The sequence below is a fragment of the Paraburkholderia diazotrophica genome, from assembly GCF_900108945.1.
Lineage (GTDB): Bacteria > Pseudomonadota > Gammaproteobacteria > Burkholderiales > Burkholderiaceae > Paraburkholderia > Paraburkholderia diazotrophica.
In genome coordinates this window covers 45,552-58,739 of record NZ_FNYE01000046.1, presented here as the reverse complement: position 1 = coordinate 58,739, position 13,188 = coordinate 45,552, and the positions used below count along the sequence as shown (strand labels likewise).

Sequence of the window (13,188 nt, the reverse complement as noted above, 5' to 3'; positions counted from 1 at the left end):
GTGGCCGCCAAGCAGGACATCGGCACCGTCATGCAGTCGCTCAAGCTGTACCGGCTCGACAATGGCCGCTATCCGACCCAGGAGCAGGGCCTGCGCGCGCTGATCGAAAAACCGACCACGGACCCGATCCCGAACAACTGGAAGGACGGCGGCTATCTCGAGCGTCTGCCGAACGATCCGTGGGGCAACACGTATCAGTACCTGAATCCGGGCGTGCATGGCGAGATCGACGTGTTCAGCTACGGCGCGGACGGCAAGCCGGGCGGCGAAGGCAACGATGCCGACGTCGGTTCGTGGCAGTAGGCGTCGTTTGTTTCTTTTGCTCACAGGGCAACGTGCGCGACTGCGCACACGGGGCACGACGCCACGGCTCGTGGTCACGCGTTGCCGGATCGCCAACGGACGCATCATCCGTCATGCGTCGCCGCGCCTGTCAAATATCGGCGCTTGCGCGTCGCGTTGCCCCGGATCGTTATCGCACTGATCGCGAATTTGTCCGCGTATCTGGCTGATTCGCCGGCTCAGCGCGACAGATCCTCCAGACGTCGATTGCGCGTGCGCGGCCCGAACGCGCCTACCGCGACGATCATCACGAGCATCGCCGCGCCGATGAACATCGCGACGCCGAGCGTTCCGCCCTCATGCAGGAAGATTCGGCGTGGTGATAGCGGTGCGCGCGTCAATCGAAGACGATCTGACGAGCGGAAAGCTCATCGCGCCATTCGACCTGCAAGTGACCACGCCCGGCGCCTACTACCTCGCATGCCCCACTCGTCAGTTCAAGGTCGCCACAACTGATGGCGTTCGAAGCGTGGCTGATGGAAGAAGCCGACGCGTACGAGCGAGGCCTGGCTGCACCGAATCGCGGTATATGAACGGTCCATCGGCCGCCTCTACCGCACGAGTCTTTGCCCGTTGTGGCCGCACGTCACGCATGGCGTAAATGACCCCGAAGTTGTCATTTGCGACGATATCGTTTTCCGGACCCGAAAGCTAGAGTGATCACCGTTGCGCATCGCAACGGAACATTGAAAGGAGATCACTGTGAAAGTTTTTGCTGCCGGAACGATCACCACCCCGCCCACTCCGGAACAACAGCCGCAGCTCATGGCGAAGGAAGTCCCCCATACGCTTCAGCTCTATCTCGACGGAAAGATCGAGCAGTTCTGGTTTCGCCAGGACCGCCCCGGCGTGTTCTTTCTGATGGACATCGAGTCGATCGATGAAGCGAAGGCGACAGTGAACGAACTGCCGCTGACGGAAGGCGGCTTCATGACGTTCGAATTGACGCCTGTCGGACCCCTCGCGCCGTTGGGCCGCCTGATTCAGAAGAACTAAGTGCTTGGGGCAGCGTCGACGTTATCAAACGCCTGGAAGAGCGACGGGAAGATCAACCAGAAGCGCTGCCCCACACCTCGATGGAGAAAGCGATGTCTGAAGCCGAAGCAAAAAGGAAAGCGAGCGGAATCCATCCTCTCGACGATGTGGTCTGGAACGCGCTCGTCGCGACGCATAAACGCTTTGCACTCGGCGATGGCGGGGCGATCCGCTATCCGTCCGACGTCGCGCCCTATGCCGCGACGGCCGACTCCAGTGCGGAATCGTTTGCGGCTTTGCGTTCTCTCGTTGAGGCGCAAGGCCCCGTCACTTTGGTCACGACGGACGACATCGTTCCTCCGCCCGGCTTCTCCGTCATAAGGCGGGCCGTCTTGCTGCAGATGATCTGGCAAGGCAGGCTCGATCGACAGGATGAATTTCAGCACGTGAGACTGGCCGTTGCCGATGTTCCCGAGATGCTCGCGCTGACCGCCGCGACCAGGCCCGGCCCGTTTGGTCCGCGCACCATCGAACTCGGATCTTATTTTGGCGTTCGCACGCAGGACGAACTGGTCGCGATGGCGGGCGAGCGCATGACGCTCGACGGGTTCACGGAGATCAGCGCTGTCTGCGTGGACGAGGCGTTTCGCGGGCGTGGCCATGCTGCCGGCCTGATGAAACTGCTGATCTCAACCATCACCGCGCGCGGCGAGACGCCCTTTCTGCACGTCTTCACATCGAACCGGACCGCGATTTCGCTCTATCGCACGCTGGGCTTTGTCGACAGGCGTGAGATGCATCTCACCGGGCTCGATCGCGCGCAAAGCTAGCGGAGCGGACCTTTGCAATCCGCTCAGCGTTTCGATGAATGCGCTGCGAGCATCGCGTGATGGCGCGCTTCTGTTGCATCGTCGACAGGGAACATGCATTCGAGGCGCAGCTCCTGCGCGGCAACGTTTTGCGGTGCGCCAACGCTTGTGATCATCGAGAAATATCGAAGCACGATGCCGTCTTTGACGAAGCCGAGCGGAATCATGGGCATCGCAGGCGCAGTGGCGGGCGCGTGCCAGCTCTTCCAGTCGCGCGGTACGTCGGGATAGGCGAGCAGTTCATCGAGCAGACGCGCGGTATCGTCGTCGATCACCCGACCCACCGATTCCCGGTACACCCGCTGCAACAGGCTGCGCGAAACGGTGTCCCAGTCGGCCAGGAACGGACGCATCCCCTGCCGATCGAACATCAGATGCAACATGTTGCGCGGACCTTCGCGCGAAGCCATATCGATGAAGCAGTTGAAAAAGCGTGGCGCCGCATCGTTGGTCATCAGGACGTTCCAGTGCCCGTCCATCGCGATCGCGGGAAACGGTTCGTGCTGGCGAACGACCCGCTCGAGCGCGCGGATGACGCTGCGCATCTCCTGCGCGTTCCACGGCGCCTCCGAATACAGGGGTGCATAGCCAGCCGCGAGCAGCAGTGCATTGCGCTCGCGCAGCGGCACATCGAGCGTTTGCGCGAGCGTCAGCAAGGTCTCCCGGCCTGGCACGCTGCGCCCGCTTTCAATGAAGCTGATCTGCCGCTGCGAGACACCCGCATCGAGCGACAGATCGAGCTGACTCACGCCACGTACATCGCGCCAATAGCGCAACAAGCTGCCAAGTTCGCCGGGCGGCGCTTTCCGGTCGCGACTGGTGACATTCATTCGATTTCCCCGATCAACGCGGACGACTATAGCGAACTCACGCGACGGGCGCACGCCAGGCGAACGCCTCGAACGATGCTTCGAGTGCCGGCCGGGTCACGCTCGCGACGTAGTTCGTGATCGTCGATGCGGCAACCACCGCGATGACTTCAAGCAGTTGCTCGGCGCTGAACCCGGCTTCGAAGAAACGCCGCTGGTCCGCATCGGCAAGGCGGCCACGCTTTTCGATCAACGTACGCGCGAGCATCGACAGCGCGGCGAGTCGGGCGTCATCAGGCAGCTCGCGTTGCCGGATCGCATCGACATCGGCGGGGCGTACGCCCTGTTTCAATGCGAGTGCGGTGTGAAACGCGACGGGCCACTCGCTGACGTTCGTGACCGCGTTGGTCAGCAGCAACGTCTGGATTTGCGGCTCCGTCAAACTGCTTGCATGCACGCGCTCGAACAGGCCGATGAACCCGTTGACCAATACCGGCGATGTGGCCATTGCGGCCGCAATATTCGGGATCAGACCAAAAGCCTCTTGCAGTTGCCGGAGCACGGGTTTCGATTGTGCAGGCGCCGATTCCATCGTATGAACGGGATAGCGGGTGGACATGGTATCTCCTTGACGGTGAGCGCCACCAGATTCGTAGCGCGACAGCCAAAGAGTAGAGAACGTTGCGCGGCACACCAATTACATCGGATGTAATCGCCGCACGGCATTTGCAAAGAAGCGAACGCGCAATAGAGCCACCGCACGCGTCGCACGACATGCGCAGCAATGCTTCAAGCCGTATATGCAACTGATGATTCATTGGTTAGCAGGCGGCTCTCCACGCGCTAACCTGCTTCCATCTCCAACTGAACAGAAATCTTCCATGAACATTAAACGTTTCGTCCAGGCTATCGCTGCAAACGCAGTGCTGGCAACATGGCTCATCCACGGCACTGCGGCACGCGCAGACACCGTCAATATCGCCTATCAGTACGGCGCCGATCCTGCGAAGCTCGCCCAGGCCAGCGCAGCGTATGAGAAAGCAACGGGCTGGACGATCAACTGGCGGCGCTTCGATACGGGCGCGGACATCGTAGCCGCACTCGCTTCCGGCGATATCCAGATCGGCGATGTCGGCTCAAGTCCCTTCTCGGCCGCCGTGAGCCGCGGCGTGCCGATTGAAGCGGTCGTGCTGAATGCGTTGACGGGCGGCTCGGAAGCACTCGTCGCGCGCAATGGCGCGCATATCGACAAGCCGCAGGATCTCATCGGCAAAACAATCGCAACGCCCTTTGTATCGACCAGCCATTACAGCCTGCTCGCGGCGTTGAAGCACTGGGGCATCAAGCCCGATCAGGTGCGCATCGTCAATCTCGGACCCACCGAAATCATCGCGGCGTGGGCGCGTGCCGACATCGACGCGGCCTATACGTGGGATCCTGCGCTCGGCAAGGCCAAGGAATCGGGCCACGTCCTCGTCGATTCGACGGAAGTCGGAAAGTGGGGCGCACCGACGTTCGATCTTTGGGCCGTGCGCAAGGACTTTGCGCAGGCACATCCGGGATTCGTCGCGAAGTTTGTGTCCGTAACGTTGAACGCCATTTCGGACTATCGGGCAAACGGCAAGACATGGACTTCGGGCTCGACGCAGGTCGTAGCCATTTCAAAGCTCAGCGGCGCAAATACATCGGACGTACCGCAACTGCTCGCAGGCAATGTCTATCCGACTGCATCCGAACAGGCAGCGCCGACGCTGCTTGGCGGAGGCACGGCAAAAGCCGTGGCAGCAACGGCGCGCTTTCTTCAGGAGCAAAAGAAAATCGACCAGATACTGCCTGACTACAGTGCAGCCGTCACGACGCGCTTCGTGACAACGGCTGCTACGTCGAAGTAACGGTATCGCAATGCCCGAACTCTTTGACAAGATAGAACAGCACGCAAACCATGGCTGAACTGAGCGCACATGACGCCACCGTCGTCTATGAAACGGCGCGCGGCCCGCTGACCGCGTTGCAGGACGCATCCCTGTCGGTGCGCAGCGGAGAAATCGTCGTCGCGCTCGGCGCATCCGGTTGCGGCAAGAGCACACTGCTGTCGTTGCTCGCCGGCTTTCAGGCGCCGACATCCGGCAGCGTCACGAGCGACGGCAAGCCCGTGCACGGACCCGACGCGAATCGCGGCGTCGTGTTCCAGGACGATGCATTGATGCCGTGGCTGAATGTGCTGGACAACGTCGGCTTTGGACTGCGCATGCGCGGCGTCGGCCGCACAGCGCGTAATGCGCGCGCTGCAGAAGTTTTGCGGCTCGTGAAGCTCGATGGGTTCGAGCATCACAGGATCAACGAGATCTCAGGCGGCATGCGTCAACGCGTGGGACTGGCACGCGCGCTCGCCGCCGATCCGTCGTTCCTGCTGATGGACGAGCCACTCGGCGCACTCGATGCGTTGACGCGCGAACACATGCAGACACTGCTGCTCGACGTATGGCAAGCAACGGGCAAGGGCGTGTTTCTGATCACTCACAGCATCGAGGAGGCCGTGTTGCTCGCCACCGAACTGCTGATTCTCTCGCCTCGTCCTGGACGGGTCGTGCAGCGGCATCGGCTCGATTTCGCGCGGCGTTACGCAGCTGGCGAGCCGATCCGTTCCATTCGCATGGACCCGCAGTTCACGGCGATCCACATGCAACTGCTCGATCAGCTCGTGCGCGAGACGCAGGAGGCTTGACATGTCATCGCTCAAGAACACTCACGCAGGTCCACCGTCGAACATTGCCGATCAGGCCGCGCTCACGTCCACACGTGCACGAATCCGCATCGGCCGCATCGATCGCGGACATGCTGCAACGTTGATTACCGTGCTGGCGCTTCTCTCGGTGTGGTGGCTCGCGAGCCACCTCCAATGGTTTCCTCCTGTACTGCTGCCGACGCCCGAAGCAATCGTCCGCAAGCTGGGCCAGCTATGGACCGATGGCTTCGATGACGCGACGCTCACGCAGCATCTGGCGGCCAGCCTCTCCCGTATCGCGCTGGCGTTCGTGCTCGCGCTGGTCACGGCCATCCCCGCCGGACTTGCAATCGCGACCAGCAAGATAGCGCGCGGCGCGCTCGACCCGGTGATCGAGTTCTATCGCCCCGTTCCGCCGCTCGCGTATCTGCCGTTGATGGTGATCTGGTTTGGTATCGGCGAGCTGTCGAAGGTACTGCTCATCTATCTGACCATCTTCGCGCCGCTGACGATCGCGACGGCGTCAGGCGCCAGCCGCGTCGCAAAGAGCCGCTTGCTCGCCGCTGCATCGCTCGGCGCAACGCGCTTCAAGCTGCTCGTCCACGTGGTGTTGCCAAGCGCGATGCCCGAAATACTGACGGGCTTGCGAATCGCGCTCGGCGCCGGATGGTCGACGCTCGTCGCCGCCGAACTGATTGCCGCAACGCGCGGGCTCGGCTTCATGGTCTATTCCGCCTCCCGCTTTCTCGTCACGGATGTCGTGATTGCCGGGATTCTGGTGATCGGCGCTATTGCTTTGGTCCTGGAACTGGGACTGCGGTGGCTGCAACGCAAGCTCACTCCGTGGCACGCGGAGAACTGAGAAGATGGTTATCGAGGGGCGTGGGGACCGCGCTTATTCAAACGAGCTTTGACTGTCCTCAATGCTCACCCAACAGCCCGACTGGGCCGAACGGAAAACGGCATCGATCACTCGCATATTCGAGCGCGCGTCTTCGAGCGGAATAGCCTGTGGACCTCCGGTCAATATTGCTTCTGCGAACACTGCGGCTGCCACGCCATATTGATCGCACACCGGTAGTTCCAGCCAGCGTTGCGTATCGACGCCTGTACTTGAGCGCTCGCTCAATAACAGACGCGTCGGCCGGTCATTCGGTGCGTTGAACGGAATCTCGACCTCCATCCGGCCCGTGGTTCCGTGAAACTGCATGCGCTGGTAATTGTGGATCTGCGTGGCGTAAAAGAAACTTGCCTGCACACCGTCGAAATCCATCAATACAGAGCCGAGCCGGTCCACCTCGAATATCGGATCGCGCTCCATCAGCGCGACCACCTGCTTTGGCTCACGCCCAATGATGAAACGTGAAGTCGTGATCGGATAACAGCCGATATCCAGAAGACCGCCGCCGCCAAACTCGCTCTGATTGCGGATATTGCCCGGGTCGGTGTTGTAATAGGTAAAGCCTCCCGTTACTGCCCGCAATTCGCCTATCGCGCCCTCTTCGATCAAGGTTCGCACTTTCAGCCATTGCGGATGCGTGCGAACCATAAATGCTTCCTGCACGTATCGGCCGCTCTTGTCGCGCGCAGCGATCAGACGCTCAGCCTGTCGGACATCCAGCCCGATCGGCTTTTCACACAGCACGTGCTTGCCCGCCTCCACGGACCTGATCGTCCATTCCATGTGAATGTGATTAGGCAATGGGATATACACCGCGTCGATTTCCGGGTCTGCCAGCAGTGCCTCGTAACTGTCATACGCGACAGCCAGGCCATATTTCGCCGCGGCTTCCCGAGCCTTCTGCGGATCTCGCGACGCAATGCCCTTTACGCGACATTTCGGCGCGTTATGCATGGGCACAACAACCTTGTCGTTGATTTTTGCCGTGCCCAAAATTCCCCAAACAACTGCATCCTTTGCCATGACGTGTCCTTTCGAATTCTGTACGTGAGAACTGGAATAAACGCGCACCTGCAACCTCTATTTGCACCAGTGTACGCCCGGCGCTTACTTGAGGCGCACGTGCCGGCCCCCAAAACCACGGGAGTCGCGCCGTGCAGTGGCAGATGGCTCTGCATCAAACGACGGGCAACGCCACAGCGCCAGCAACGGACCTGTCCCTGACAGACAACTTACTAACACGGTGACGTTATTAACTTCTAAGCCCTCTTTGTCTAAACTTTGGCCCGGCAACGACAACCTGCGCGCGTCGAACACCGGCCGGCAGTCAGATCGACACCTTCTGAGAGAGGACAAGAATGGAGGTCTGCAACGCGTGCCACTTCCTGAACGGAAGGCCCTCCAGCACACCGCCGCATCCGCTTTTGCGTCTTGCGGGCTCCGGCGTTTTTGGAACGCCAGCGCGACCCGTTACGCGCTATCTGCAATGCCGATGCGATGATTGCGGCGCATGGCTTCATCAGAACACTGATGCGGGCACGCCGGCTGAAAGGTGGTCGGTGCGAGACGCAGACGCGCGACTTCGCAACGGTGATCGCTTGGCTGCACGCAAAACGGAATGGCCGTTTGCGGCGCGCGTCTCTCTAATCACAGGCCTAAAGTCTTAACACGGCGATTGCTTCTGAGTACCAGAGGATAAACGCGCTTCTTGACGAATTGCACCGCGCAACTCAAAACGCGGGGATGATCCATTGTGTGCCTAAGGGCTGCCGCGAAGCGCCTTTGACGAATCGCCTCGGTGACATCGAGCCAGCGCAGCGAGGTTTCGAGTGAACGGTGCCGGTGCGCACATGCGTCGGCTAATCTTCCGGACAGCGCGTGCGATGCGCGAAAGCGTGCATTTGCTTCGAGCATGCCCAGGAGCGCTGGTCGGTCCGCGGACTTGTCAGTGGAGAGCGAACCGTCGCGTCGCCGATAGTGATAACCCATGGCCGGATAAACAACCATACGCGCATCGTGTTTCACCAGCACGCGCAATAGAAGATCGAAGTCTTCCGCAGAGCGGACCCGCGCGTCATAACGAAGATCGCCTAAAAGCTCGGCCTTGATCATGGGCTGGAGATAGCCGAGGTGCGGCGCGTTGACAAGCGCGACCGCATCGAAAGTCGTGGCGGTTTTAAGGTCGAGTAGCGAGTGTCCCGTGAGCGAGCCGCTCTCGTTCATGATCAGCAAGTCGTCCGCTGCTATCCCTTCGCCGTCTGCCTCCGCCCTCGCAAGCAGCGACGCGAGGCGTCCTTCCGCGAACGCGTCGTCACTGTCGAGGATTGTGATCCAGCGTCCCCGCGCGCAGGTCAGCGCGCGATTGCGCGCAACCGACGGCCCCGCGTTGGACGATGAGGTCAGCAGAACGATACGTGGGTCGTTATCGGCAGCGGCGCGTACGATCTCCACGCTTGCGTCAGTCGATGCATCGTCCACAACGATGAGCTCCCAGTCTGCAAGACTCTGTCTCTGGACCGACTCGATGGCTTCTCCGATCCAGTTCTCTCCATTGAAGTTGGCCATGATGACAGAGACAGCAGGAAGAGGCACCGGCGCAGGAATGATCGAGCGATCCGTGCCGCGCTCTTCGATGCGGTCGAATTCGCGTGGAGGGCTCCTTGAAGTCGTGTGTTCACCCGTTAAGCTCATGGTCTCGGTCCTGAAGCAGGGTTCAAAGATGTGGCGGCAGCGTAAAGCGGCGCAACGTTAGCGGCCGCCTTGCGGGAGCAAGCCCGCTGCGAATGCCAGATCGGTAAAGGAACGTTCAGCGAGCGAAATGGCGATGACGAGCCAGATACGTCCGCTCGACTGCCTCCGATGCGGTGCGTCTACCGGACCGAGGTAGTACAGGACATGTCATATGTCCCTTCCGTGACGGCGCAAAACAAACCGCCCACGAAGCGCATAGGCCGATCGGAAACGCGTGAGTCATAGCTAATTAAGATTAGCATCTGGCCTTACGACGGGCTATCGAGAACCTCAACGTTTTGCGACTTCCTGTCAGACATTTGCGCCTGTTTTCAGGCGGCGCTGAAGTGAGTGCCCCTATACCGGTGACATTGCATGATGTCGAGAAGAGCGACACCGTGCGCGCGGTGCTCGAACATCGTGCGGTGCAGTTCGCATCGGAATGCATTCCGTCGCATGGCGTTTTTTTCGTGCGGGACTGTCGCTTGCTCCGCTGTGGCAGAGACTTTTTCGCACTGCGTCAAGCGCGCCATAACGCACCATAGCGCACCGTAGCGCGCCGCGAACTGTCATGAAACTAGCGCACGGTTGTCAGCGGAACATCGGCGCGTATGACGCTCAGAAAAGCCGCAATATCGAACCCATACGACTCGAGCAGCCGGTATAGCGTGACGCGCGAGATATCGAGCTCGCGCGCGGCGTCCGCGACTCTTCCGCGATGACGCATCAGAGCCCTTTCGACTGCGTGCTGTTCGGCACGCCGCCGCACCTGATCGAGCGATACGGTACGCGTGCCGACATAATGCGCGAGACCCAGGTCGCTTGCCGTAATCACCGGATTGTCGAACAGCACGACAGCGCGCCACACGCGATTGCGCAGTTCGCGGACATTGCCGGGCCAATCATGCGTGCGCATCGCGCGGATCGCATCGTCGGAGAAGCCGCGAATCCGGCGGCACGAATCTGCGCGCAGCTGATCGAGCAAATGCCGCGCCAATAGCTCGACGTCGGTGCCGCGCGCGCGCAGCGGCGGCTCGTCGATCTGCAGCACGCTCAGCCGATGATAGAGGTCTTCGCGGAATCGGCCCTCCAACGTCGCCTGCTTCAGGTCCACATGGGTCGCGCAGACGATTCTCACGTCGACATCGATCGAGCCGTTACAGCCCAACCGCTCGATGCTGTGTTCCTGCAAGAACCGAAGCAGGCTCGCCTGGCTCTTCATCGGCAGATCGGCGATCTCGTCGAGAAGGACGGTGCCGCCGCTCGCCGCTTCGATGCGTCCCGTCTTACGCTCGTTCGCGCCAGTGAATGCGCCACGCTCATAGCCGAACAGTTCGGACATGACGAGATGCTCAGGTATTGCGCCGCAGTTGATCGCGACAAACGGCGCATGCCGCCGCGCGGAGTAGCGGTGAATCGATAGCGCCGTCAGTTCCTTGCCCGTTCCCGACTCGCCCTGGATGAGCACGGGTGCGTTGCATATCGCGACCTTGCGGATCGTGCGAAAGAGCTGGAGCATCGCGTCCGACGAACCAATCATCTCGCCGTCCATCACCGTCCACGGATGCGCGGCTATCGGCTCCGCCAGCGAGCACATGCCGCGCGCGTGCCCTACTGCATGTCCGAGCTCGTCCACTGTCGTGGGCAGCGTGACGTAGCTCATGCAGCGGCCGCGCACAAGCGAGCGGATCGACTTGTCTTCGAGCTGCTCGGGCCGCAACGCCGCGACCCAGCCTACATCGCGTGAAGCGATCACGTCGGTGAGCGCTTCCATGTCACGCGGAAATTTCATCGACGCGAGATCGATCAGTCCGCCCGCGCCTGCTGCAAGCCGTGTCCGATGCCTCGTTCGCGCGCCGACGTCGATCCTGTCGATATTCCATCCGTTGTGCGGCAGCACCGCGTCCGGCAGCGCGCGCTTGCCACGGCAAACGTGATAGAGCTTTCTCGTCACCGCGTCCATATGAAGCCTCTCCGGCCGGCCCGAACTAGAAAGGAAAACTGATCGCTTCGATAAGAAAGAGAAAATGCGCTGTAAAGGAAGTGTCGGCTAACGAAGCTGAAGAACGCCTTAAGATCTTTTTCTTATTCCGTGAAAGAAGGCGTTCTCGCGTCTAAATCGATCGAGAAATGTGCGGTAGACCGCATAACAAAGCGCTCCTGTGCGCACAATGAGAAGCCGGAATGGAATCCGGACTTCCATTCTACGACGCTCGAATGCTTAAAGCCGTATTTCAATGAGCTTGATGCCGATCACCAGTTCGACGTGCCCATGCTGCGCGGCGTGAAACGCGTCAGGCCGTCGTTCATCGGATCGAATGGTGCGTCCAGCGAGCCTGGTCTCGGCTTCCTTGAATGCGTATCGAGGTTGGAGTTGGAGCGTGGCATCGGTGGCATATAGAAGAATTGCCAGCCTGTATAGGCTTGCTGCCCTTCGAAGTCTTCGAACTGCCGGGGAAAACGCGAGCGCTTGATCGGCGCGTCCGTCGAACTGCTGTGCAGGCCGGCTATTCTGCCCGCCTCGTACAGATAGACCCAATCGTTCTGTCCGCTGACGGGATCGGCATACGCGCGCCGCAGATGATGCAGCGGCTGCGGAAAGCGCGTGTCGTTGAGCAGATCGTCGACGGATGCGGGCAGTGCGCGTCCTGCGCGGTAGTAGCGCAATATCGCGAGACGGTACTGGTTGCCGACGAACAGCAACTGCTGTTCGGTTTCCCGTTTGCGTTGAAACGACCATACGTCGAGTGCGCCCATCAGCGCGATGGAAAGCAGCATCAACGCGATCAGCAGCGTCAGCATCACGAGGCCGCGTTCGCGCGCGACTTGCGCACCCGGCGAACGTGCGTTACGGCCGTGCGTGGCAATGAAGCTCATTGACCCGCTCCCGCTGCATCCGACGCTGCGCCCTGCGGACCGCTTGCGGGCAAGATATCGTAGACGCCCGTTTTGTTGTCGTCCGGCGAAGCGACGACCGCCCACTTGTCGTCGCCATTCACGGGGTCGACGGGAATCGCGCGCAAATAGTGGCGCGTCACGAGTTCGTCGAGCGTGTCGGGATACGCGCCGTTATCGCCGTAGTACTTGTCGATTGCATCGCGCATGACCGCGAGATTCTGCGCGCGCACCTGCTCTTTGCCGCGATCGATGCTATGCATGTAGCGCGGCAGCGCGATGGTCAGCAAGAGGCCGATGATCGCCATCACGACGACGAGTTCTATCAGCGTGAAGCCGGCGCAAAGCCGGCGCATAGCGTTGCCTTTCATGATCGCACTCACCACTGTCCGCTCACCACTGTCGATAAGGAATGCCGTTGATGCCGACGCGATCCGATTTCGACGTGACATCGAACACGTCCTTGCCTGCCGTGCTGGTCGCGGACGGGTCGGTGTCATCGGTATGCGCAGGCGCCTCGCCGAAAGCACGCACGTTCCAGGTGTCTTGGGGTGGCGTATCCGGTTCGCCCGTAAAAAAAGGATCGCGTGGCACGCGGCGCAGAAACATCAGCAGCCCGCCTTTGGGATCTTTGACGTTCTTCACGCCATCGACTAACACGATCAGCGACGGCGGATAGCCCGACGCATCCGCTTCGCGTTCGATAAGACCCGTGTCGCTCGCTTCCTTATACGCGTCGAGCGCAGTGCGGATCTCGCGCAATGCCGCGCTCAACTGCTGTTCCTTTTCGCGCTGCACGATCAGTTGAGAAAACGGCACGATGGCAAGCGCAAGAACGCCGACAAGCGCGAGCGTCACCACGAGTTCGATCAGCGTGAAGCCGCACTGCGCCGCTCGACGCGCGCGGCGTACATGGCCGGGACGCGTGACGCGAAACATTGT

At 60.8% G+C, this 13,188-nt stretch carries 14 protein-coding genes; 6 read left to right on the top strand and 8 right to left on the bottom strand.

Annotated features, from left to right (window positions below; genetic code table 11):
- From gspG to BMW76_RS34720, 3 genes are all read left to right on the top strand, one after another.
- Positions 1-303, top strand: a 303-nt coding sequence (gspG, locus tag BMW76_RS34730; protein ID WP_090873354.1) for a type II secretion system major pseudopilin GspG, incomplete at its 5' end; no start/stop codon positions are given.
- Between the two features lie 741 nt (positions 304-1,044).
- Complete coding sequence (locus BMW76_RS34725) at positions 1,045-1,338, top strand: muconolactone Delta-isomerase family protein (protein WP_090873353.1); 294 nt, start codon at positions 1,045-1,047, stop codon at positions 1,336-1,338.
- Between the two features lie 92 nt (positions 1,339-1,430).
- Positions 1,431-2,147, top strand: a complete 717-nt coding sequence (locus BMW76_RS34720; RefSeq protein ID WP_090873352.1) for a GNAT family N-acetyltransferase — start codon at positions 1,431-1,433, stop codon at positions 2,145-2,147.
- A gap of 23 nt (positions 2,148-2,170) precedes the next feature.
- Here the strand turns inward: BMW76_RS34720 and BMW76_RS34715 are convergent, their stop codons facing one another.
- Both BMW76_RS34715 and BMW76_RS34710 read right to left on the bottom strand, forming a co-directional pair.
- Positions 2,171-3,016 carry a helix-turn-helix domain-containing protein gene (locus BMW76_RS34715; RefSeq protein ID WP_090873351.1) on the bottom strand — a complete coding sequence of 282 codons (846 nt, stop codon included), beginning with the start codon at positions 3,014-3,016 and terminating at the stop codon, positions 2,171-2,173.
- Positions 3,017-3,053: 37 nt separating this feature from the next.
- Positions 3,054-3,614 (bottom strand): carboxymuconolactone decarboxylase family protein, encoded by a 561-nt coding sequence (locus BMW76_RS34710; RefSeq protein ID WP_090873350.1) that lies wholly within the window; start codon positions 3,612-3,614, stop codon positions 3,054-3,056.
- 262 nt (positions 3,615-3,876) lie between these two features.
- Between BMW76_RS34710 and tauA the strand changes: the two genes are divergently transcribed.
- Genes tauA through BMW76_RS34695 form a run of 3 tightly spaced genes read left to right on the top strand, consistent with a single transcriptional unit; the run spans position 3,877 to position 6,582 of the window.
- Positions 3,877-4,887, top strand: a complete 1,011-nt coding sequence (gene tauA / locus BMW76_RS34705; RefSeq protein ID WP_090873349.1) for a taurine ABC transporter substrate-binding protein — start codon at positions 3,877-3,879, stop codon at positions 4,885-4,887.
- 50 nt (positions 4,888-4,937) lie between these two features.
- Positions 4,938-5,720 (top strand): taurine ABC transporter ATP-binding protein, encoded by a 783-nt coding sequence (locus BMW76_RS34700; RefSeq protein ID WP_090873348.1) that lies wholly within the window; start codon positions 4,938-4,940, stop codon positions 5,718-5,720.
- 1 nt (position 5,721) lies between these two features.
- Positions 5,722-6,582 (top strand): ABC transporter permease subunit, encoded by an 861-nt coding sequence (locus BMW76_RS34695; protein WP_090873347.1) that lies wholly within the window; start codon positions 5,722-5,724, stop codon positions 6,580-6,582.
- Positions 6,583-6,615: 33 nt separating this feature from the next.
- Here BMW76_RS34695 and BMW76_RS34690 read toward each other — a convergent pair whose 3' ends face one another.
- The 6 genes from BMW76_RS34690 to BMW76_RS34660 form a co-directional block, all read right to left on the bottom strand.
- A complete protein-coding gene (locus tag BMW76_RS34690) occupies positions 6,616-7,644 on the bottom strand; it encodes a Gfo/Idh/MocA family protein (protein WP_090873346.1) in 1,029 nt (342 codons plus the stop codon).
- A gap of 624 nt (positions 7,645-8,268) precedes the next feature.
- Positions 8,269-9,312: a glycosyltransferase family 2 protein gene (locus tag BMW76_RS34680; RefSeq protein WP_090873344.1), complete on the bottom strand. Its 1,044-nt coding sequence runs from the start codon at positions 9,310-9,312 to the stop codon at positions 8,269-8,271.
- Positions 9,313-9,928: 616 nt separating this feature from the next.
- Positions 9,929-11,314: a sigma-54 dependent transcriptional regulator gene (locus BMW76_RS34675; RefSeq protein WP_090873343.1), complete on the bottom strand. Its 1,386-nt coding sequence runs from the start codon at positions 11,312-11,314 to the stop codon at positions 9,929-9,931.
- 290 nt (positions 11,315-11,604) lie between these two features.
- Positions 11,605-12,228: a type II secretion system protein gene (locus BMW76_RS34670; protein ID WP_090873342.1), complete on the bottom strand. Its 624-nt coding sequence runs from the start codon at positions 12,226-12,228 to the stop codon at positions 11,605-11,607.
- Positions 12,225-12,617, bottom strand: coding sequence for a type II secretion system protein (locus BMW76_RS34665; RefSeq protein ID WP_090873341.1), 393 nt, complete (start codon positions 12,615-12,617; stop codon positions 12,225-12,227). The genes BMW76_RS34670 and BMW76_RS34665 overlap by 4 nt, the downstream gene beginning before the upstream one ends.
- Before the next feature lie 22 nt (positions 12,618-12,639).
- Positions 12,640-13,185 carry a type II secretion system protein gene (locus tag BMW76_RS34660; protein WP_090873340.1) on the bottom strand — a complete coding sequence of 182 codons (546 nt, stop codon included), beginning with the start codon at positions 13,183-13,185 and terminating at the stop codon, positions 12,640-12,642.
- Positions 13,186-13,188: the final 3 nt, after the last annotated feature.